Below are 22,220 nucleotides of genomic sequence, written 5' to 3'. Positions count from 1 at the left end.
TTTATACAATTAAATACACATGATTTTAATTAATTCAAATTATAGATATTACGTTCAAATCTAGAATTTATATTTTTACTCAAAAAATTAATAGATATCTTGATTTATATAATTAAGATATCTATTAATTTTGTATGTTAATTAGCTTACTTTTATGAAAGTATCTCATATATTTTAAGACATACTTCAATTATATGTTTTTAATTAAATACTTCTTCTTTCCTAATAATATTTAAAAATTTTGCTGTTCTTTCATTTTTGGGATTATTAAATATTTCATCAGGAGTTCCTTCTTCAGCTATCACCCCATTATCCATAAATATAATTTTATCAGCAACTTCTTTTGCAAAATTTATTTCGTGAGTCACAATAAGCATTGTTATTCCCTCTTTTGCAAGCGATTTTATAACACTTAAAACTTCTCCAACAAGTTCTGGGTCAAGTGCAGATGTTGGTTCATCAAATAATATTACATTTGGATTTACTGCCATTGCTCTAGCTATACCTATTCTTTGTTGCTGACCACCAGATAACTTTGATGGATAAAAATCTTTTCTATCCAACATCCCAACTTTTTCTATTAATTCTAGAGAAATTTCTCTAGCTTCTTGTTTACTCTTTTTATGTACTACTATCAATGCTTCCATTACATTTTCTAATGCTGTTTTATTTTTAAATAGGTTATAGTTTTGGAATACCATAGATGTATGTTTTCTTAAATTTGCTATATCCTTTTTTGTTGCTTTTTCTACATCTACTTTTACATCTCCAATCATTATTTTTCCTTTTGTAGGCTCAACTAAATAATTTAAACATCTAAGTAACGTAGATTTACCTGTTCCAGATGGACCAAGTATGGCTACTACTTCACTTTGATTTATTTCTAAATTTATACCTTTAAGAACTTCTGTACCTTTAAAACTTTTATGCAAATTCTCTACTTTTATCATTATTATCCACCCTTTTTAATAAATATAATAGACTAATCACATACTTGAAACTAAAATTAATATGTTAATTTCAAATCTAAAAATAACTTAGTCATTTTATTTTTAAATAAAATATATTCTTATAACTATAGCCTAAAATTGACAAAGATAATCTACTGCAAGTTGTGCAAATAATGAAGATGCTGTACTTAGACATTTTTCATCTATATTAAACTTGTTATTATGAAGTCTGTAATTTATATTTTTTTCTTTATTACCTACCCCTATATACATAAATAAACCAGGTCTTTCCTTCATATAAATAGCAAAATCTTCACCTGTCATTGCTGGGAAATCAATCATTTCAATATTTTCATCTCCAAGTATTTTTAAAGCACTTTTTCTTCCTAGTTCTATCATATTTTTATCATTTACGACAGCATCTCCTCCTGCACTCTTTTCAAACTTGCAATCTGCTCCATGAGCTTTACATATATTTCTTACCATATGCTCTAGTACTTCACTTATTTCAAGTACTTTTTCCTGACTTACAGCTCTAATAGTTCCTTGAAGTATACATATATCTGGTATTATATTTTTAGAGATACCAGAATTAAAAGAACAAATAGACACCACTACTGGTACAACTGGGTCAATTTTTCTTGAAACTATCTGCTGGATGGATGTATATACTGCATTTCCAACCGCAATTGGGTCTATACAATTGTGAGGTTCTGCTCCATGACCACCTTTACCAATTATTGTTATTTCAAAAGTATTCGTTGCTGCCATAGCACAATTTCTAGCAATTCCAATTTTCCCTGATTCAATAGTTGGCCAACAATGGCCTGTTGCTAATACGTCCACACCTTCAAGTACATTTTCCTTGATTACAATATCAGAACCACCTTTTTCTTCACCTGGTTGAAATAGTAATTTTAAATTTCCATGCAGTTCTTCTTTTATGTCATTTAAAATCATTGCTACCCCTAGTAACCATGAAACATGTGCATCATGCCCACAAGCATGCATATTATCATTTGTAGATTTAAATTCTAAATCATTTTCTTCTTTTATTGGAAGCCCATCCATATCAGCTCTAAGTAGCATTGTTTTTTTGCCATTATTGTTTCCTTTTATAGTTGCTAATACTCCTGTACCTGCAACATCTATGTATTCAATATTAAGCTTATCTAGTTCTTTTTTTATAAGTTTTGATGTTTCAAATTCTTTAAATGCTAATTCTGGATTGCTATGTATTTGTCGTCTTATTTTTATAACCTTTTCATTATTTTTTAGTGCAATAGATTTTATTTTATCTTCAATCATTTATAAGACCTCCATAACTTATTTTAATTTATAAGGGCTAATCTAAATACATTATAATACACAGATAACTATAGATAAATTTACATTTTCATAATTTTATCTATAGTTATCACAATTTTATATTTTATCTTTAAAATATTTATTTTTGTATATCAGCACTTACATCCATTCCAAACCATTTCTCAGATATTTTTTTTACTGTTCCATCTGCAAGCATTTCTTCAATTGCCTTGTTTACATCTTCTTTTATAACTTTTGATTTTTCATCATTTTTCTTAAAGAAATAAGCTATATTAGTAACTGATAATTTTTCGTCTAACACTCTTACTTTCATATTAGCTTTTTTAGAATCTCCTACAACAGTAAGTTCTGCATCAATCCATGCACTAACTCTTCCTAAATCTAAATCTTGAAGACCATTAGTTCCATCACCATAAACCTTTTCTTCAAATAAATTATCTTTATTAACAGTTGCTGCAACTTGTTGACCTTGAGAACCTTCTGATACTGCTACTACTTTTCCTTTTAAATCTTCAAGCTTGTTTATTTCATTGTTTCCATCTTTTACAGCTATACATACAGAATCAGAGCCATAAGGAACAGAAGCATCATATTTTTCTAATCTCTCTTTAGACATTCCAAAAAAGTTGGCTGCTACATCAACTTTACCTGAATCTAACATTCCGAATATAGAACTAAAACCTGTTGGTTCCATTTTTATTTTATATCCACTTCTTTTACCTATTTCTTTCCACATGTCAACTTCAAACCCTTTATGTTCTCCACTATCAACATAAGAATATGGGTCTGCTGAGTTAGATGAAGCTACAGTTATAATTTTTTCATCCTTTGCTTCTTCCTTTTTTGTACAACCAGTGACTAAAACTGTTAATGACAAAACTGCTACCAAACATTTTATAATATTTCTTTTTATCATGTCTCTTCTCCTCACATTATTTTTTATATAAAATACTTTTCTATGTATTTTTTTTATGACCTAATAATTGCTGATTTTCTTTTCTAATTTTTTTTGCCCCCAACTTAAAGGAGTTATTATACACCAATAAATTACCATAACTGCTCCATATACCTCAAAGAACTTAAAACTTAATGCTCCTTGTGATTTGGCAGCACCCATTATATCATTTACTCCAACAACAAAAGCTACAGAAGAACCTTTAATTAAATCTATAAAATTATTGAATAATGATGGCAATGCAACTCTTATTGCCTGTGGTACAACAATTCTTTTCATTGTTTGTAAATTTGTTAATCCCATTGCATATGCTGCTTCTATCTGCCCCTTATCAATTGAAAGTATAGATGCTCTTATCGTTTCTGACATATAAGCTCCCATATTCAAACTAAGTACTATAGATGTTGCAAATACTGGATCCATATTTTTTACAAAATCACTCATATAGGCCAAACCAAAATATAAAAAGAACAACTGTGGCATAAGAGGTGTACCTCTAAATATTGATACATATACTTTGCATATTTGATTTAATACTTTGACTTTATAATAAGATGATAACGCTACTATCGTTCCTATAATTAATGAAAATACCAGTGAACTTATTGCTAAAATCACAGTTACATTGAATGATTTCATTATTATTGGAAATAATTCCAAAAAATATTTCATGCTAAAAATCATAAAATAAGTCCCCCTCACTTAATGTTGTTTTTTGCAAACTTTTGTCACATGTTCAATTATAATAGAATTTTCTTTATTTTTCCAATAGAAAAAAACTATTTCCTTATCCACTTATATAGCCATCTTTAATATCAAATTTATTTAATATAATTGGACTGTTTAACTCATTTTTATAAAATTAATACATATGAAAAAGTTGTGATATAGATATTTACATATCATTACTACTATTGCAAATCAACCTCCATGGAAGACTGTGTATTAATCAATAAAAAATTAGATACAAAAAAATTTAGTAAAGAATTAAATATATCTCGTGTATCATTTGCTTCAGAAGAATTATTTGAAAGTATGTTAGTAAGCAAAGTAGATGCTGCAACAATTTTTAGTACAATTATTGATTGTAATAGAACTATCCAAGTAATATTAGATAAAGAAGTCTTAGAAAAGAATTATTATAGATGTAGTGATGGAACGAATACTGGATATATGAAAATAAAGACTGAGCAACCACAAAATACACAAGAGTTGGAACTGTAAAGTAAAATCCAAGTCCTAAATCTAGGAACCTCATTCCTGTTCCAGTAGTGCCGAAAGTTTAACTAAATTCTATAACAGAATTTAAAAGTAAAAGATAACCAATAAGTCTAAATCTTTTTGCATTTTCATTTATGAATAAGCTATATTCATAACTATTTAATATTTCTAACAATGACTTTACTATAATAAAATATGATACACCCAAAGAAAACCTTAATATACCAGATATAGAACCTTGTATAGTTGCTTCACCACTAAAACAAATATAACTAAAGCCTTTAATTCCTCCTACAGAAAGTACTAATGCTAAAAGAAAAAATAAAATTTGTAATATACCATTTAATAGATTTTTTATAAATTTATCAGACACTATATCAACTCCTTTAAAATATTTTATATACTACATCATATAATATCGTTTTTCAACAATTTTTTTATAATAAAAGATATATTTTTATTGTTACAAATATAAAATATTTTAATTTCCTAAGTAAATATTTTAAGAGTAATTAAAATTATCTGTTGTTAGTGTAAGGTTTCTGATAATTAACACTATGCATATCTATATCTAGATTCCAATTTAAAAATTATTAATATCTATATTAAAATTTATTAGATAAAAACCTAAATATAGTCACTAATTTTAAGTTATAATAAGTATATTAAAATCAATAAAAGGGAGTTTTAAATTTGAATGCTGAAAAAATAAATCAATATATTAGGTCAGTTAAACTAAACAGAAAAGGTATACATAGTATAAATGAATATCCATTTAATCTACCAATAGTAAAAAACTTATATCAACTTGAGTTTCATAAAAACGTAACTTTTATAATTGGTGAAAATGGAAGTGGAAAATCAACATTATTAGAAGCAATAGCTATTGAATATGGATTCAACCCTGAAGGTGGGACAAAAAACTTTGGCTTTAGTACTTATAATAGCCACTCTGAACTTCATAAATATATAACAATCACAAAAGGACCTAAAAAACCTAAGCAAAATTTTTTCTTGAGAGCTGAATCTTTTTATAATGTAGCTACTGCAATAGATAAAGCTTCTATGTTTTCGTCAGGAGTAAAAACTATAAACTATTATGGAGGAGTATCATTGCATGAACAATCTCATGGTGAATCCTTCTTCTCATTATTTATTCATAAATTTTCTAAAGAAGGAATATATATATTAGATGAACCAGAGGCAGCACTTTCACCTGCTAGACAGATGGCTTTTATAACAAGATTACACGAATTAGTAACCCAAAATTGCCAATTCATCATAGCAACACACTCACCCATATTAATTTGTTATCCTAATTCAATCATCTATGAAGTAAATGAGAATGGCATTAATAAAGTTAAATGCGAAGACAGCAAAAATTATCAACTTACTCAAGATTTTTTAAATCATAAAGAAAAATTCTTAAACATATTAATTGATTAGTAATTTATAAGACAAACTTTTTGAAGTAAAAATTTAAACTTCTAACTATCTCAATTTTTTATTTTATAAGTATATACATAAAAAAGACTACATTAAACTCGTTATAATACAAATTTAATGTAGTCTTTTACAAAGTTCATTTTACATCTTAGTATAAATTATAATTTATACTTAATCTACACTTCCATATTAAACTTTAATGCTCCTGTAGGACATACCATTACACAAGGTGCATCCATACCACACTCATTTCGTTCAACACAACCATTACACTTGTTTGCCTTACCATCATTTCCATAAATCAAAGCTCCATATTCACAAGCTTTTTCACAAAGTTTACATCCGATACAATCTTGATTATCTAATATGACAAATTTATGTTCTTTTTTAAAACAATCTTTAGGACATACATCTACACATTTTGCTTCATCACAATGAACACATGATAATGAGAAATATTCTACCTTTTCTTTTTCTTCCACTGTAAATACATGTCTAAAAAGTTCACCCTTATCTATGTCATTATCATTTTGGTCTATACAAGCAAGTAAACAAGCCCCACATGCTGTACATAACTCTTTATTAAATTCAAATAAACTTTTCATTATATCCCTCCAATTATTTATTCACTTTTTCAATCTTACACTTACAACTTCTATATGCAGGGAATCCACTATAAGGGTCAAAATTATCACAGATGATACTATTTACATCAGCTTCTCTATATCCATGATACATATGTATGTTTTTATATAAAACTCTATCAGTAACATTGACCTTTACATTCAAACTTCCTATTTTAGTAGTTATTTTTACATAATCTCCATTATTAATACCTAAGTCTTTTGCATCTAAACTAGAAATGTCACAACTAGCCTCATTTTTTAATATTCTTGAAAGCTTAACATCATGAAGTCTTGAGTGTAATGCATTTGGAATTCTTGCCCCTGATGTTAATAGGTAAGTATACTCATCTATATCATCATTAAATTCTTTGTATGTTGGTAATGCGTCTAATCCAAAATCTTTATATTTCTCAATAATTGTAGATTTTAATTCAAACTTAGATGTACTAGTGTCATATCCTTCTCTTGTATATGAACCTACTTCATATGGTTTAAAATCTTTACATTTCAATGGCAAATCACTTTCTTTAAGCTCATCTACATCTACACAAGTTCCTTTAAACATGTATCTTATACTTGCTTCATAGCCTGCTTTTAACAAATCATCCTCTATTCCCATAACATTTGCTAAGTCAGAAAGTATTTCTACATCTGATTTTGAATCATATAATGTATCAATTACTTTTTTCGTATATGTAATATACCCACCTGGATAACTCTTGCATTCTTCTCTTTCAAAAGATGTGCATGCAGGTAAAAGTATATCTGCATATTTTGATGCATATGTCATAAATAAATCTATATTGACAAAGAAATCTACAGTGTTTAGTGTGTTAAAAAGCCTACCTGAATTAGGAAACATTCTAGCATTTATACCATGACAAAACAATGCTTTTATTTCATAAGGTGTCTTTTCTTCTATTTGTCGAGTTAAATCCATAGCTTGAAATTGAGTTACCATTTCATTCCAAAGAGGAAATCTTTCCCCACCAATTCTTTCATTTATATTTTTAGGTAGAGCTTCTTTTACAAACTCTTTTTCTAATGTTTGAAATCCTCCTACTTTACCAGCAAAATAATCTTGTTTTGGTATGTTACCTCCAATTTTATCATAATTACCTGTTATAGCAGATAGAGACATCATTGCCCTATAATTTTGAAATCCATTTTGGTGATGAACTACTGGAGCAGCACTTTCATTTATACAGAATGGACCTTGCGATAACATCTCTACAGCTTTTACTATATCACCTTTAGAAACTCCTGTAACTTTGCTGACAGTATCTAAATCAAATAATTTTACGTATTCCTTGTATTCATCAAATCCATGTACATGTTTTTCTATGTATTCTTTATCTATCAAATCTTTTTCTATAAATAAATTAGCCATTCCAAGGGCTAAAGCTCCATCAGTACCAGGCTTAACTCTCAAATGCAAATCTGCTATTTTTTGAGTTGTTGGTGTTATCCTAGGGTCTACAATTATAAATTTTAAACCTTTTTCCTTTAGTTTACTTAGATTTACACTATTTAAAAATTTAGAGTAGTATGGATTAAATCCCCAACCTAAATAAGTCTTTGCATTTTCCATATCCTGCATTGTAAAATTTCTTCCAGTTGCAACATTTCCAGCCATTTGTGCTGATGTTGAACATGAGCTTGATTCTGTACCATAATTAGGAGAACCAAATGAAAATGCAAACCTTTGTAAAAACGGTCTATACCACTTTCCATACCCCGTAAAAAATGCTACATGTTTTGCTCCATATTCTACTTTTATTTTATTTAATTTTTCCCCTATTTCACTATAAGCTTCTTCCCATGATATTGGCTTAAACTTTCCTTCACCTCTTTTTCCAATCCTCTTCAGTGGTGTTTTTATTCTATCTTCTCTATACATATATTCTCTATTACAAAGACCCTTTGTACACAACAACCCTCTGTTCATTGGATGCTCTTTTGTACCTTCTATTTTTATTACTTTACCATCTTTGACATATGCATCAATTCCACAATGAATTCCTGGAGAACAAATATCACATAAAGTCCTCTTTATTTCTATTCCTGTTTCTTTGCATGGTATCTTAGCCTTAATCAATTTATAACTATCCATATCAATATTTTCCTTTCCCAATGATAAATATAAAGCACTATAATTATTATACATTCTTTTAATTTTATATATCACATTTTTAATTTTATATATTATAAATTTAAAATATACTTTTAATAATTAAATTTTATATACGTTAATAAACTACTTAAATCATTATTTTTCACTCCTAGTTTACAGGATATTACAATAAAAATCTAATAGTAAATTGTTATTTATATATATTTTGCAATAGATAAAAACTATTTATATATGCTTTAATTTAAACACTGTATTTAGAGTGTAAATTGAATAGATTTAGATTATAATATATACAGTGAGGTAAGGTGAATAAGATGAAAATAGATATGATATATAAATTAATCAAAAGAAATACAGAACCATCAAGGTGGTCAAGAGGTATAAAATACTATAATAATCAATTAGTTGATTATATAGACATTGATATTGATGACTTACAAAATAACTTGCTAACATTTCGTGGTGGAGTCAATTCTGAGGATAATTATAGCTTTTATTTTAATTTAATAACAATAGATATAAAACACTTTAAAATAATTGAAAGTGACTGTAGCTGTGTTGATTGTCAATCAAATATTACAAATCGAAGCATCTTTATATGTAAACATTTAGTTGCTATCGTGATAAAAAGCCTAAAGCAAATAAAAAGTAAAAATGACATTCCTCCTGTTCTAATAGACATATTAGATGAGGATAAAGATAAACTTTCTAAGACTGATTCTAAAGTCAGCTTGGATTTAAGTAAACAACTACTTTCTTTTTTTAATGATACTAAAAAAGAAAGAGTCAATTTAGATGTATTATTAAGCATTGATTCAAATAAAGCAATTGCTGAGTTTAAAATTGGAATCAATAAAATGTATGTTTTAAAAAATATTACTGAATTTGCATATTCAAAACTTAATGGATATGAATTGGAATTTGGAAAAAAATTTATTTATAATCCTAATATCCATTATTTTGCTGATGAGGATGAGCAGTTGATAGATATGATAGAAGAATATGGAACAAATCTTTCATATAATTTTTCTTCGTCATATTCAAAAAAGTTCATGGAAATAAATATGAGTTCTCTGAAACAATTTTTAAATGCTCTTAAATACAAGGATTTTACTCTTATTTTTTCTAAAGAAGAATATCATCCAAAAGTATTAAGCGATATTTTGCCAATAAAATTTAATTTTAAAAATATAGAGGATAAAATTGTCTTATCTTCCAAAGACTTACTACCTGTTCCACTTACTAGAAAGAATGATGTACTTTTATATGACAATAATATCTACTTATTGTCTCATAAAAAGGCTAACGATTATTCAAAAATCTATCAAGTATTATCAAAATCTAAGGAATTAAAATTTGATAAAGAAGACTCTAAAGATGTTTTAGGTCTATTAGTTCCTAAATTAAAGTCAATATCCAAAGAAGTTTATTTGGATGAAAACATAAAAAATAATATCGCAAACAATTTTGAAACAGAGTTTTACTTTGATATAATTGATGGCAATGTATGTTGCGACATAAAGTATATCTATGATGATGAAGATGGTAAAAAATTTATACTTCCCAACATACAAAAAGAGGCTAAAATTGAAAATAAAATGCTTTCTTCACAATTTGTAAAAGAAAATAACAGATATACATTTAAAGGAACTGACTATGACCTATTTACATTTTTAGATTTACAGTTAGAACCTTTAAAGGAATTTGGAGATATCTATTATTCTGAGAAGTTTAAATTGAAGAAAATATATAATTCTTCATCAATTCAAGCTTCAATTAATCAAACTAATCAAAATTATCTAGAATTTAATTTTAATATATCTGATATAAATCCAAAAGAGTACAAAGATATTCTAAAAGCTCTCCAAGAAAAACGTACTTTTTATAAACTAAAAGATGGAAGTTTTATAGACTTATCAGAAAAAGAAACTAAAGACTTTTTTGAACTGGTTGAAAATTTGGATGTAATTGATAAATCAAAAGATAATAAAATTCATAATAATAAAGCTCTGTATATAAATGAAATGATAAAAGGTAAAAACTTAAAATTTATAAATGGTGAAAAAGAATTAGAGAATACATGTGAAAAATTTAGAAATTTTAATGTTATAAGTCCAGAAATTCCAAGTAATTTAAAAGCAAATCTACGTGACTACCAAATAAATGGTTTTAATTGGTTTAAAGTTTTAGATTTTTATAAATTTGGTGGTATATTAGCTGATGAAATGGGACTTGGAAAAACAATACAAACTATTACATTTTTATTATCTGTATCCAATAAAAAAAGTATTATTGTTACGCCAACATCACTTATTTATAATTGGAAAAATGAATTTGAAAAATTTGCTCCAGATATAAAAGTTCTATTGATACATGGAAATAAAAAAGATAGAGAAAAGTGTTTTAGAGAAATAAACAATTTTAATGTAGTCCTTACAACATATGGTACTCTCAGAAATGACTTAGAAAGATATAGTGAAATAATTTTTGATTATTGTGTAATAGATGAGGCTCAAAACATTAAAAATCCAGTGGCTTTAGTAACAGAAGCTGTAAAAAATATAAATGCCAAAAATAAGTTTGCACTTACTGGTACACCTATGGAAAACAATTTATTAGAGTTATGGTCTATATTTGATTTTATAATGCCTGGATATTTATATAGTAGAGGAAAATTTCAAGAGTTATTTATAAATAAAGAAGATAATGTTGAAAATTTAAAAAGACTTATAAAACCTTTTATTCTTAGAAGAAGTAAAAAAGAAGTAATGAAAGAACTGCCAGATAAGATTGAGAAAAACTTTTTTGTTGAATTAAATAAGGAGCAGAAAAAAATATATAGTGTATATGCAAAAGATATACAAGATAAAATGAAAGATAAGAATCTTAAGAAAGATAAAATAGTTATTTTCTCTTATTTAACTAAACTAAGACAACTTTGTTTGGACCCAAGTATAGTGGTAAAAGATTATAATAAAAAAAGTTCAAAAATAGAAACGTGTCTAGAAATACTTAGAGATAGTATAAATGAAAATCACAAGATATTATTATTTTCGCAATTTACATCTGTCCTTAAAAACATAGGCAAGGAACTTGATAAGTGTAAAATTGCATATCACTATATAGATGGTAAAACTAGTGCTAAAGAAAGGCTTGAACTTGTAGATGAATTTAATAAGAGTACTGACAAAAAAGTTTTTTTAATATCTTTAAAGGCAGGTGGGACAGGATTAAATCTTACAACTGCTGATATTGTAATCCACTTTGACCCATGGTGGAATCCATCAGTAGAAAATCAAGCTAGTGACAGAGCTCATAGATTTGGTCAAAAAAATGTAGTACAAGTTATAAAGTTAATTGCTAAAGGCACCATAGAAGAAAAGATAATAAAATTACAAGAAAGTAAAAAAGAGCTTATAAATCAATTTATAAATGGAGAACTTTCTAATGAAGGTGTATTAAGAAATTTATCTGATAATGAGATAATGGACTTGTTTAATTGAAAGTGAGATATATGGCAAATAAAAATACTACTATGTTATTTATAATTGATAAACAGGAGTTTCCTAAAATATAGGAGACTCCATAATATCTTAAACTTTTCACATTATATGCAAACCTTTCTTTACCTATATATTGACCTTCTTTACAAATATACAATTAATCCAAACAATCCAGATAATACCATCATAAGTATAGGTCCAATCTTATATTTTCGTAAACAATACAGTGAACAACAAAATAAAATAACAGCTACAATATCTATATTTTTGAAAATATTGGTAGTATAATAATTTGAAGAACCAAAAAATGTCAACAATATAATTGTAAATCCTGCTGAGATGATTAATCCTAAAGATGATGCTTTTAGTCCATTTAAAATTTCAAAAACAAATTTCGAATTCCTATATTTCTTAAAAAATTCATATAAAAATATAGAAATAATTATTCCTGATATTATACATCCAACTGTTGCTGATATAGCACCCTCAATTCCTGCCACTTGCATACCAACAAAGGTAGAAGTATTAACCGCTAATGGTCCAGGAGTCATTTGAGAAATTGTAATAATATCAGTAAAGACCTTTTCTGTTATCCATCCTTGCTTAAAAACTACCTGTTCCTGTATAAGTGGAATAATAGCATAACCACCACCTATACTAAACATTCCTATTTTCAAAAATGTAAAGAATAAATTTATAATCATATACTCCCCTCCTTTTTTCGAAGTTGAATATATATAGCAAACAAAGAAATCAAACAACTTAAAAGTAATACGAGTATTACATTAATTTTAAGGAAAGTACAAGCAATAAATGAAAATGGTACTAATAGATTTAATAGCATTGATTTCTCATTAAGAATCATTTTATACATATCTATAGTCAAATCTACAATCAATGCAGCAACACATGCTTGCATACCTTTTAAGATTGCAATTATATAAATATTTGAAGAAAACGCAACATACCACCTTGAAACAAGACCTAAAATTACTATAGGAGGTATAATTGAACAAATACAACTGATAATTACTCCTATAAATCCAGCTGTTCTTTTACCTGCTAAAATGCTTAAGTTAATTGCAATTGCTCCAGGTGAAGATTGAGCAATCGTAGCCATTTCCATAAGCTCTGATTCACTAAATATTTTTTTATCCATAACATAGTACTTTTTTATCATGGGAACAACAACATATCCTCCACCAAAAGTAAAGGCACTTATAAATAAATTTATATAGCAAAGCCATAAATACAATTTAATATTTTTTCTCATAATATTCCTTTCTATGTGCACATGGACATATTATAAATGTTGTACTGCTATTTGTAAAATGATAAAATATTGTTGCAGACATGAATTTAATTCATGAGTAAAGGAGTCTGATTATGAATTTTAAACATTGTATTATTTTTAGAGAAGTCGCAAAAGTAGAAAATTTTACTAAAGCTGCAAATAATTTATTTATTACACAATCAGCAGTTTCTCATGCAATAAGGGAACTTGAAAATGAAGCTGAAACCAAATTATTTGAGCGATTACATAAAAGTGTTAAATTAACAAAAACTGGAGAACTTCTTTTACAAGAAATTTTACCAATACTTGAAAATCTAGAAAATGTTGAATCAAGGATTAAAAACTTAGAGTATGAAACTCCCATATATATTGCTTCTTGTATTACGTTTGCTCAAATATGGCTTCCTCAGTTAATAAGGAAATTTCAAGAAATATCTCCAAATACTAAGATTAACGTTGAAGTCCATAGTGCATTAAAAGCATTAAAATTATTGAAACAAGGAAAGGTTGATATAGCTTTTATTGAAGGGAAAATCATACAAGGCTCATTAGAAATAAGGAAATTTTCTTCTTATGAATTATGCATTGTATCTTCACCAAGTTATTGTAGTACTGCCGAATTAAGTTTATCTCAACTATTGGGTATGGATTTACTATTACGAGAAAGAGGAAGTGCTGTACGCGAAACTTTTGAATCAGCTGCAACCTTGCAAGGTTACAAAGTACATGCAAGCTGGGAAAGTGTAGATTCACAATCCCTAATAGAAGCTACTAAAAATAGTTTAGGTGTTTCAATTCTTCCTAAAATTCTAGTTGAGCAAGAAATAGAAAAAGGAAACCTTATGCAGATATTCATTCCTGATTTTAAACTTTTTAATGATATTACTGTAGTAATAAATAAAAATAAGTATAAATCTGCCTCATTAGAAAAGCTATGTCAATTGATTTAGCATTTAAAAGGATACTTGATAAATTCTCTATGAAATAATCAAGTATCCTTTTTATAGGCAATATTTATTACTTTTTATAAGTCTCTTTTCCAATGTTTGTTACACATTCTTATGTACAAAGATTTTTAAATTACTTCTTTAAAAATTCTTTAGCTATTTTTGAGAAATCAAGACCATTTGATAAAATTGCAGGATGTCCACCTTTATTAAACACATGTATTTTCCCATTTTTAATCTTTTTAAGAAGTGAAGAAAATGTATTTTCATAAAAATCAAAAGACACTAAAGATACAAATTCATCTTCTTTACTTCCTGTTAAAAGCACATCTGGTTGCATAGTTTCTAGGGGCTTATGAAAAAATTTACCTATAGTTTTATAATGTTCAAAAATAGCTTCTGTATCATTATCTACTACTTGCTCCCAATTTTCGCCTTGATTGTAAATATAAAAAGCTTTTGCATCATCATCTTGCTTTGATGCTTCACGCTCTAATTTTACATTTTGCACAAATGACTCTAGAGGAACCTCTCCTTCAAAACTATCTGCAATTACCTTATTCACTAAATCAGGTCTTTCAAGTGCAACATTTAATGCAACAAGAGCTCCTCCACTACTACCAATTATATTTACTTTTTTATAGTTCATCTTTTCTAAAAAACATATAACTTGCATAGCTTCATCAAACCATAAATCGACAGAAAACTTATCAACCATTTGAGATTTGCCATGACCCACAAAATCAATTAATATTACTTTATATTCATCTTTATAAAAATCTATTATATTCTCAAACATCTTAGAAGAAGCTGTATTTCCATGTAAAAAAAGTAATGGCGTACCATCTCCAACTTCATTATAGTAGCACTGTTTGTTATTATAGTTAAAATATGCCATATATTTCCCCCCTTTAATATTTCTATAAATATATATTTACAACTTACATTTAAAATAACTATTGTCATAAACACTTAAAAATAGTATAGCTTAGAGTATAGCTAAAATCAATAATACCTTTAGTTGATTTGTTATTTACTTAATTTATTGTAATTTAACTTCTGTAAAGTTTCTTTTTTGTACGAAAATGTTCTTTCCATTTGCAACAATCATTCAAGTGAAGTATAACATGTCGAGTAGGAGGCATAAGCAAAATGCCAGCAATATCTTTATTCCCCCAAAAGTCCAGCAACCAAATAGAATCTCCATGCTTTGTTACTCCACCAGTTACCAAAATCCTTTCTAAATCAATTGGAGAAACCTTTCGCTTCATATCTTCAGATTTCAACTTCTTAACAACCTCTCTTGTGTTTTTTGCAACTTCATTTCGATAGCAAAGCAATTCATCAATATTGATACTTTTACTTAAATTCATAATTTCATTATCAGAGAGAGTATTTCCTGTATCTGTAATGAAAACATTCAATCTCTCTTTCCATTGTTCATTAAAAATTTGTTCTTTTTGGGCAACCAGTACATTTACTGTTAAATCTTCAATCCTTGCAATATGCCACAAAACCCACGCAATAGTTTCGTCCTTACTTGTTGGCATAATAGCATATTCATTTCTGTTTAAGTCATAAATAAGCTTGTCCACTTCATTTTTTTCTGTATTTGATATTTCTGAGAGATGTAATTTTGAATGAATTTCCAAAAATAGTGCTTTCGCCTGTTCTATTTTTTCTTCTTTACGTATGATTTTATTTAATTCTTTGTGTACTTCACTTAACCCATTTCCAAAATATTTCATAATAATACCTCTTAATCAAATTCTTTTTTCTATTACACTGAATTATCGTATATCTCTTTTCACCTTAACCATTTTTTTCTTTATAGGTATCTCCTTATATTTTTTTAATATTAAATCTCCCTTGTGATTTAATATATCTATATATGAACATAAATCTTTAACTTCGATTACACCTATATCATCATTAGTAATACCTTTTATATTGCTAAATGCTCCAACTATATCTAAGACCCTTATTTTCTTCTTTTTACCAGCATTTAAATATAATCTAACAACTTCATTTTCTAGATTTGGTTTTATACATTTACTTTTGTGTGGATTTTTATCCATTTTTTTTCTTTTCGATACTTCTTTCAAAATTTCTTTTGAATATTCTTCAAATAAAACTTTACCCTGTATAATACTACTTTGTTCTATATTAGTTAACTCATTTATTTTATATCCTACATATGTTTCTATATTCTCTATATATTTTTCATCCTTTTCATCTACTATAGTAATAGCTTTTCCACTATTTCCTTTTCTCCCAGTCCTACCTATTCTATGTATATAGTTTTCCTTATCTTGTGGTACATCATAATTTATCACTAAAGAAATATCATCAATATGTATTCCTCTAGATGCTACATCACTACTAACTAATACATTAAACTTTATATTTTTAAAATCCTTAATCACAAATATTCTTTTTTCTTGGGATAAATCTGCATGTAACTCTCTTACCAAAAAACCTTCCTTACTCATTTTGTTATATAATTTAGATACTTTTTCTTTAGTATTACAAAATATTATTACACTTCTTGGATTTTCACTGTATATTAATTCTTTTAAAACTATATACTTATTTCTTTCCTTTGACTTGATTATTTTGTCATCTATTTGTCTTAATCCTTCATTAGTATTACTTTCATTTCCTTCTACATTTATAATACTATAATCTGGCATATATTTTTCACATATATATTCTATCTCTTCACCTATCGTAGCTGAAAAAAGACCTAACGTTCTCTCTTTCGGTATATTGGTTAATATTGTTTCCATTTGTTCAAGAAAACCTTTGTTAAACATTTTATCAGCTTCATCTATTATTAAATACTTCATTTTTTCTAAATTAATAGTACCTCTATTTATATGGTCAATTATTCTACCTGGAGTAGCTACAACGATATGAACCCTTTGTTTTAACTCAGCTATTTGTTCTTTTATAGATTGTCTACCAAATATAGCACTACATCTCACCTTCTTTAACCTTCCTATATCTGATATTTCATCTTTTACCTGTAGTGCTAATTCTCTCGTTGGTACTACTATAAGTGCTTGAATATTATTATACTCTATATCAATATTTTCACATATAGGTATTGCAAAACTTGCTGTTTTCCCACTTCCTGTTTTTGATTTTACTGCTATATTTTTATTATTTAACAATTCTGGAATAACCTCTATTTGTACCTTAGAAGGCACATTATATTCTAAATTTTTTAATGACTTAAGTATCTTTTTATCTAATTTAAAACTTTCGAATGTATATTTCATATGTTACCACCTTACTATATTTATTTTCATCTTATCAATTATATTTTTCTCCATTCTATTATTATAATGTAAGATGTCAATATTTTTATAGTTTTTATTATCCTACATATATAGATTTTCGCAACAAAAAATTATAAACTAGTCCTTAAATCAAAATAAAATCTTACAAAAAAATACCCCTTATTAACATTGATAAATCAATATTTTCAAGGGGTATTTTTTTAGATAATTTAATCGACTTAAATAGACTGAATTAGTATACTTTTTAGGTTTAATTTATATTTCTAGACATTGTTTCAATTTATATCTAAGATTAAAAGGTATTAATCAATACCTAAATTACCATAATCTCACATACCTATATCTTTATTCAAAATACCTTCTGTTATTAATCGTGCTATATAGTCATAACCTGCTTCATTGGCTTTATTACAATCATCCATATTATCACAGAAAAAACTTTCAATTTGTATTGCAACTGGATTGGTGTTTCTCAATATATATAAATTTTCTCTTTTTTTAGCTCCTCTATTTTCAAATAGTTCCCCAAGTTTATTAGATACTCTTTTAGCATATTCTAATCCTTCATTACCATAATAAAGTACTTCTGCACCAAAGCTTTTTCCATCACTTTTATTTAAATGTAGCTCTACTAGTAAATCATATTTGCCACTATTTATTTTTGGAACTCTATAAAAAAACTCTTCCTTTTCTGCTACAAAATATCTTTCTGGACAAATTATTACATCTACTGCATTACCTTGACTTATAAGCATCTCTGCTAGCATAGGAGCTAATTTTTTATTATAACTATACTCATCAACTATTGCATTTACACCTGTACTTTTTCCACCTTTTAGTATACTATGACCTACTGTTATGCATATTTTCATTTACTTTTTGTCACCTTCTTTTAAAGCTAAAATTTATATAATAGTAATATGATTTTAAAGTTATTACTAGTAATAATATATTAATTGAAGATGGCAAAAGTTCTCATAACTTATCATTTTTTTAACATATTTGTCTTATTTTAGCGTAAATCTAGATGCTTAATTTTATTTATTACAGATATATTGTAAGCTAAAAGTTCCTCAAGAATCACAAATTTCTTATCTCTAACTTTGCTAACACTTTTATTCTTAAACTATATACTTGTCATTATAATATTAGAATAAATTGTTTGGTAAGAGGTGATTATTAAGGATTTATAATCGATTTATAAGTCATAAATACTTGATAATTGATTTTTTATAATTGACACCGTTTTAACACAATTATCACCTTATATCTAATCTATAATAATCTTTGTATACATTAAACTATATAGTTACTTTAGTAATTTTAAATTTTATGTACAACTAATTAATAGTATAATAGAAGTGATGTATTTATAAATAATTCACCATTATTCAGTTCATTTATTGATACATGTTCAGTTTTTATATTTATACTTTTTACATCTTCATAAACTATTCCAACAGGTGAACAAATAGAGCAAGAGAAACCAAAAGTTTTAGTTACTTTTTTAATTTTGTTAGTATTAATATTAATTTGATTTTTGTAATTTTTTATATTTTCATTAGCCATTTTTATATTACTTCTATAGTCCTTATCTTCTTGAGTGTCATCAATATTATCTGATTTATTTACTGATTTAAATCTACTATGATTTCTACAACTATAATCCATTTCAAACTCTATACTTCCAACAATTATTAAATTACATAGTTTTAAATTTTTTTCTTTATTTATAGGATTTTTTATAAGTTTTACATCGAGTATTTTGCTATTTGTATTCACTTTTAATATATCTTTTAGATTTTTAGGTGCTTTTAAAGTATTACTTATATTTAATTGTTTAAATACAGCTTTTTTAATACTTGTATAAACACAATTACTTTCTATTGATATTTTCATTGGAAATTTTTCCATATCATACTTATAATAATAATATATATTAGCGTGGTTTTCTATAACCCTGCATGCTGAATTTGCTAATACTATACTTTTAAAAGATATTATTTTTTTACAATTTCCATTTATCTTACCTATGTAAAAACCTTGTTGTGGATTTAATTCACCTTTTTTGATACCATTAACTTCTACAGTATTATTTATAAACTTTATGTATTTAGAAATATAATCTTTAAAAAATATATTCCCAGTTTTGCGATTACTTATATTTGTAACAACAATAGTATATGTTAAAATATCAAATACAGATGCATATTCTTTATCAACATATTTTTCTACCTTTAAAATATTTCCACTGATATCATTTGAAATAATATTACTAAAAGTAGTTTTTGTTATTATAGGGCTTCTAGATAATAACTTATAACTAAAATTTTCCCCATATTCATTGATACCTCTCATTGCACCCACCTTTCTATAATTTAAACATTATCTTATTTTAAAATTATTGTCATAACTTATAATTGTAGTTACACTTATAAATAAATTATTTTCATCTAAAATAGATGATGTTATATCTTGTATAATATACTTTAAATTAATTTTATCGTTATTTTTTATTCCTCTAGGCATTTGTATAAATGTACTAAAAGGTATTTTTAATTCAAGTATATTTTTCTTTGTAGGATTCCTATTTCTTTTAGCATTACTTATGTTTTCTAACCTTATATTAGCATTTATATCACCAACTAAAATTAACTTTTTACCCGTCATCTGCTCATCCTCTAATGACATACATTCTATTGTATCAATCAATTTTATATCGTGGATATTCATGCCACAAACAGATGTGTCTAATAAACTTACTCCAGATTTTTTAGAAGCTAGCTTAAAATTTTTATATGTATTAAATTGAGAAAAGTAAAATGTATTTTCTAGACTTTCACATTCTTCCAGATTATATATAACCTTATCTTTTTCATACATGATTTCATCAATCTCCCTATATCTATATATTAATACTATTCATTATAACTATTTCAAATTACTATTTTTAATTTAGTATCAAAGAAATATCGCTATTCATAAGATACTATATATTTTTAATAGATATAATACCTTTTATTTAAACTAAAAATATAATTTTAAAATTATAAATTAAGTATATCTATTGACTTCTTATTTATAATTGATTATAATCTTTATAGACCGACGGTCAGTCTTTAAAAGTGAGGTATTCTAAAAATGCAAGATTTAAATAAAATGAATAGTTGTTTTAATAAGAATTTTAATCTAATAGTACTTGGTCAAATTATCTCTATACTTGGTTCATCGTTGTTAAGATTTGGACTTTCCACTTATATTTTAGATACGACAGGACGTGCAGACATATTTGCAGCTTTATATGCAATATCAAACATACCTCTTTTATTTTCTCCAATTGGTGGTGCAATAGCGGATAGATTTAATCGTAAAAATTTAATGGTCATCTTTGATTTTATGAGTTCGATTATTATTTTTACGTTTATTTGTCTTCTTTCCTCTTTAAACAATTCAATTATATTAATTGGGGTTATTATGGTACTATTGTCAATTATTAGTTCTATGTATCAACCTACTGTGCAGGCAAGCATACCTTTAATAGTAAATGAAAAAGATTTAGAACAAGCAAATGGAATTGTAAATGGAATTGGCTCTCTTTCAAGTATGTTTGCTCCTGTTCTTGGAGGTTTGTTGTATGGTCTTATTGGAATTAAGATGCTTCTTATTACAAGTTGTATTGCATTTTTTCTATCCGCAGTAATGGAAATGTTTATTCATATACCTTTTAATAAAAGAGAAGTTAATGGAAGCATAGTATCAACAATAGTCAGTGATATGAAAGAAGGATTTTCTTATGTTATAAAACAATCTTATATTAGTAAAGCCATGATTCTAGCAGCTTCTTTAAATTTATTTTTGACTCCATTCTTACTTGTAGGAATACAATATATTTTACGTATAACAATGCATAGTAGTAATAATATGTATGGCATAGGGATAGGAATTATTGAATTTAGTAGTGTTTTAGGTGCACTTTCAATAGGTATGTTTGCTAAAAAAATGAAAATGAATACATTATATCGCTGGTTAATGTTAATTAGTATTTTGATGATACCAATGGCCATTTCTGTTTCACCTTCAATGCTTAAACTAGGATACTATCCATCTTTTATATTACTATTTATTTGTGTTATACCTATAGCCATGTCTATGACAATTATTACTATATTCGTTTTAACTATTGTTCAAAAACAAACTCCTAATGAATTATTGGGGAAAGTAATGGCTACTATTACAGCTGTATCACAGTGTGTTGCTCCAGTTGGTCAAATTATGCATGGAAAATTATTTGAAGTTTTCAGTTCTAGAGTTTATATACCTATAGTATGTATGTTCATAATTATGCTATCAATTTCAATCCTTGCTAAATATCTGTATAAGAATGAATCAAAGGCATAAAATATAAAATAATTAAAAAGGATTTAATTCTTTTATAAAAAGCCTATAGTAAAAGGGCATATTTAAAGTTTTAAATTTATTTATTAATATTGAGATAACAAAAATGCTAAAT

20 protein-coding genes are annotated in these 22,220 nt (G+C 26.5%); 5 read left to right on the top strand and 15 right to left on the bottom strand.

The annotated features are described in order from the left end of the window. Positions 1-200: 200 nt before the first annotated feature. The 4 genes from KGF36_RS02670 to KGF36_RS02655 form a co-directional block, all read right to left on the bottom strand. Entirely contained in the window at positions 201-950 is a 750-nt protein-coding gene (locus KGF36_RS02670; protein ID WP_227841567.1) for an amino acid ABC transporter ATP-binding protein, read from the bottom strand. A 132-nt stretch (positions 951-1,082) separates the two neighbouring features. Then, positions 1,083-2,258 carry a M20 family metallopeptidase gene (locus KGF36_RS02665; protein WP_227829538.1) on the bottom strand — a complete coding sequence of 392 codons (1,176 nt, stop codon included), beginning with the start codon at positions 2,256-2,258 and terminating at the stop codon, positions 1,083-1,085. A 139-nt stretch (positions 2,259-2,397) separates the two neighbouring features. Beyond that, a complete protein-coding gene (locus tag KGF36_RS02660; RefSeq protein ID WP_227829539.1) occupies positions 2,398-3,195 on the bottom strand; it encodes an amino acid ABC transporter substrate-binding protein in 798 nt (265 codons plus the stop codon). A 60-nt stretch (positions 3,196-3,255) separates the two neighbouring features. Continuing rightward, on the bottom strand, positions 3,256-3,918 hold the full coding sequence (locus KGF36_RS02655; RefSeq protein WP_227841293.1) for an amino acid ABC transporter permease: 663 nt from the start codon (positions 3,916-3,918) through the stop codon (positions 3,256-3,258). A gap of 246 nt (positions 3,919-4,164) precedes the next feature. Here KGF36_RS02655 and KGF36_RS02650 point away from each other — a divergent pair, with 246 nt between their 5' ends. Then, a complete protein-coding gene (locus KGF36_RS02650) occupies positions 4,165-4,458 on the top strand; it encodes a YbaK/EbsC family protein (RefSeq protein ID WP_227841292.1) in 294 nt (97 codons plus the stop codon). Positions 4,459-4,516: 58 nt separating this feature from the next. On the opposite strand, the gene KGF36_RS02645 is transcribed toward KGF36_RS02650, so the two are convergent. Further along, positions 4,517-4,828 (bottom strand): hypothetical protein, encoded by a 312-nt coding sequence (locus KGF36_RS02645; protein WP_227841291.1) that lies wholly within the window; start codon positions 4,826-4,828, stop codon positions 4,517-4,519. Between the two features lie 320 nt (positions 4,829-5,148). On the opposite strand from KGF36_RS02645, the gene KGF36_RS02640 reads away from it, so the two are divergent. Then, the gene (locus tag KGF36_RS02640; protein WP_227854548.1) at positions 5,149-5,901 is read left to right on the top strand and encodes an AAA family ATPase; all 753 of its coding nucleotides are present in this window, start codon (positions 5,149-5,151) and stop codon (positions 5,899-5,901) included. Between the two features lie 176 nt (positions 5,902-6,077). Here KGF36_RS02640 and KGF36_RS02635 read toward each other — a convergent pair whose 3' ends face one another. Beyond that, positions 6,078-6,506, bottom strand: a complete 429-nt coding sequence (locus KGF36_RS02635; protein ID WP_227829542.1) for a 4Fe-4S dicluster domain-containing protein — start codon at positions 6,504-6,506, stop codon at positions 6,078-6,080. A 13-nt stretch (positions 6,507-6,519) separates the two neighbouring features. Next, positions 6,520-8,694 (bottom strand): molybdopterin-dependent oxidoreductase, encoded by a 2,175-nt coding sequence (locus KGF36_RS02630; RefSeq protein ID WP_227854547.1) that lies wholly within the window; start codon positions 8,692-8,694, stop codon positions 6,520-6,522. A 281-nt stretch (positions 8,695-8,975) separates the two neighbouring features. Between KGF36_RS02630 and KGF36_RS02625 the strand changes: the two genes are divergently transcribed. Then, on the top strand, positions 8,976-12,164 hold the full coding sequence (locus KGF36_RS02625; protein ID WP_227841565.1) for a DEAD/DEAH box helicase: 3,189 nt from the start codon (positions 8,976-8,978) through the stop codon (positions 12,162-12,164). Between the two features lie 143 nt (positions 12,165-12,307). Here the strand turns inward: KGF36_RS02625 and KGF36_RS02620 are convergent, their stop codons facing one another. Both KGF36_RS02620 and KGF36_RS02615 read right to left on the bottom strand, forming a co-directional pair. Continuing rightward, positions 12,308-12,868 carry a chromate transporter gene (locus KGF36_RS02620; protein ID WP_227829544.1) on the bottom strand — a complete coding sequence of 187 codons (561 nt, stop codon included), beginning with the start codon at positions 12,866-12,868 and terminating at the stop codon, positions 12,308-12,310. Next, on the bottom strand, positions 12,865-13,437 hold the full coding sequence (locus KGF36_RS02615) for a chromate transporter (RefSeq protein ID WP_227829545.1): 573 nt from the start codon (positions 13,435-13,437) through the stop codon (positions 12,865-12,867). The genes KGF36_RS02620 and KGF36_RS02615 overlap by 4 nt, the downstream gene beginning before the upstream one ends. A 113-nt stretch (positions 13,438-13,550) precedes the next feature. Between KGF36_RS02615 and KGF36_RS02610 the strand changes: the two genes are divergently transcribed. After that, a complete protein-coding gene (locus KGF36_RS02610; protein WP_227854546.1) occupies positions 13,551-14,408 on the top strand; it encodes a LysR family transcriptional regulator in 858 nt (285 codons plus the stop codon). A 130-nt stretch (positions 14,409-14,538) separates the two neighbouring features. On the opposite strand, the gene KGF36_RS02605 is transcribed toward KGF36_RS02610, so the two are convergent. The 6 genes from KGF36_RS02605 to KGF36_RS02580 all read right to left on the bottom strand — a co-directional run bounded on the left by KGF36_RS02605 (position 14,539) and on the right by KGF36_RS02580 (position 20,593). After that, a complete protein-coding gene (locus KGF36_RS02605; RefSeq protein ID WP_227829547.1) occupies positions 14,539-15,303 on the bottom strand; it encodes an alpha/beta fold hydrolase in 765 nt (254 codons plus the stop codon). A 154-nt stretch (positions 15,304-15,457) separates the two neighbouring features. After that, on the bottom strand, positions 15,458-16,153 hold the full coding sequence (locus KGF36_RS02600; protein WP_227841214.1) for a DinB family protein: 696 nt from the start codon (positions 16,151-16,153) through the stop codon (positions 15,458-15,460). Between the two features lie 42 nt (positions 16,154-16,195). After that, the gene (locus tag KGF36_RS02595; RefSeq protein ID WP_227829549.1) at positions 16,196-17,689 is read right to left on the bottom strand and encodes a DEAD/DEAH box helicase; all 1,494 of its coding nucleotides are present in this window, start codon (positions 17,687-17,689) and stop codon (positions 16,196-16,198) included. 350 nt (positions 17,690-18,039) lie between these two features. After that, on the bottom strand, positions 18,040-18,582 hold the full coding sequence (locus KGF36_RS02590; protein ID WP_227854545.1) for an N-acetylmuramoyl-L-alanine amidase: 543 nt from the start codon (positions 18,580-18,582) through the stop codon (positions 18,040-18,042). 472 nt (positions 18,583-19,054) lie between these two features. Next, positions 19,055-20,068 carry a DUF11 domain-containing protein gene (locus tag KGF36_RS02585; RefSeq protein WP_227829551.1) on the bottom strand — a complete coding sequence of 338 codons (1,014 nt, stop codon included), beginning with the start codon at positions 20,066-20,068 and terminating at the stop codon, positions 19,055-19,057. 27 nt (positions 20,069-20,095) lie between these two features. Next, complete coding sequence (locus KGF36_RS02580) at positions 20,096-20,593, bottom strand: SPOCS domain-containing protein (protein ID WP_227829552.1); 498 nt, start codon at positions 20,591-20,593, stop codon at positions 20,096-20,098. Positions 20,594-20,851: 258 nt separating this feature from the next. On the opposite strand from KGF36_RS02580, the gene KGF36_RS02575 reads away from it, so the two are divergent. Continuing rightward, positions 20,852-22,108, top strand: a complete 1,257-nt coding sequence (locus tag KGF36_RS02575) for an MFS transporter (RefSeq protein ID WP_227829553.1) — start codon at positions 20,852-20,854, stop codon at positions 22,106-22,108. Positions 22,109-22,220 lie beyond the last annotated feature (112 nt).

Source organism: Clostridioides sp. ZZV14-6009, assembly GCF_020658095.1.
Taxonomy (GTDB): Bacteria; Bacillota; Clostridia; order Peptostreptococcales; family Peptostreptococcaceae; genus Clostridioides.
The sequence above is the reverse complement of the archived record's forward strand: the minus strand, read 5'-3'. Positions and strand labels throughout refer to the sequence as shown.

What these genes read in the sequence shown, in the direction of transcription:
- KGF36_RS02595 (WP_227829549.1), bottom strand. Translation starts at nt 17,689, where the DNA reads ATGAAATATACATTCGAAAGTTTTAAATTAGATAAAAAGATACTTAAG.
- KGF36_RS02605 (WP_227829547.1), bottom strand. Translation starts at nt 15,303, where the DNA reads ATGGCATATTTTAACTATAATAACAAACAGTGCTACTATAATGAAGTT.
- KGF36_RS02660 (WP_227829539.1), bottom strand. Translation starts at nt 3,195, where the DNA reads ATGATAAAAAGAAATATTATAAAATGTTTGGTAGCAGTTTTGTCATTA.
- KGF36_RS02590 (WP_227854545.1), bottom strand. Translation starts at nt 18,582, where the DNA reads ATGAAAATATGCATAACAGTAGGTCATAGTATACTAAAAGGTGGAAAA.
- KGF36_RS02630 (WP_227854547.1), bottom strand. Translation starts at nt 8,694, where the DNA reads ATGTATAATAATTATAGTGCTTTATATTTATCATTGGGAAAGGAAAAT.
- KGF36_RS02615 (WP_227829545.1), bottom strand. Translation starts at nt 13,437, where the DNA reads ATGAGAAAAAATATTAAATTGTATTTATGGCTTTGCTATATAAATTTA.
- KGF36_RS02610 (WP_227854546.1), top strand. Translation starts at nt 13,551, where the DNA reads ATGAATTTTAAACATTGTATTATTTTTAGAGAAGTCGCAAAAGTAGAA.
- KGF36_RS02650 (WP_227841292.1), top strand. Translation starts at nt 4,165, where the DNA reads ATGGAAGACTGTGTATTAATCAATAAAAAATTAGATACAAAAAAATTT.
- KGF36_RS02600 (WP_227841214.1), bottom strand. Translation starts at nt 16,153, where the DNA reads ATGAAATATTTTGGAAATGGGTTAAGTGAAGTACACAAAGAATTAAAT.
- KGF36_RS02635 (WP_227829542.1), bottom strand. Translation starts at nt 6,506, where the DNA reads ATGAAAAGTTTATTTGAATTTAATAAAGAGTTATGTACAGCATGTGGG.
- KGF36_RS02585 (WP_227829551.1), bottom strand. Translation starts at nt 20,068, where the DNA reads ATGAGAGGTATCAATGAATATGGGGAAAATTTTAGTTATAAGTTATTA.
- KGF36_RS02620 (WP_227829544.1), bottom strand. Translation starts at nt 12,868, where the DNA reads ATGATTATAAATTTATTCTTTACATTTTTGAAAATAGGAATGTTTAGT.
- KGF36_RS02575 (WP_227829553.1), top strand. Translation starts at nt 20,852, where the DNA reads ATGCAAGATTTAAATAAAATGAATAGTTGTTTTAATAAGAATTTTAAT.
- KGF36_RS02665 (WP_227829538.1), bottom strand. Translation starts at nt 2,258, where the DNA reads ATGATTGAAGATAAAATAAAATCTATTGCACTAAAAAATAATGAAAAG.
- KGF36_RS02625 (WP_227841565.1), top strand. Translation starts at nt 8,976, where the DNA reads ATGAAAATAGATATGATATATAAATTAATCAAAAGAAATACAGAACCA.
- KGF36_RS02670 (WP_227841567.1), bottom strand. Translation starts at nt 950, where the DNA reads ATGATAAAAGTAGAGAATTTGCATAAAAGTTTTAAAGGTACAGAAGTT.
- KGF36_RS02655 (WP_227841293.1), bottom strand. Translation starts at nt 3,918, where the DNA reads ATGATTTTTAGCATGAAATATTTTTTGGAATTATTTCCAATAATAATG.
- KGF36_RS02580 (WP_227829552.1), bottom strand. Translation starts at nt 20,593, where the DNA reads ATGTATGAAAAAGATAAGGTTATATATAATCTGGAAGAATGTGAAAGT.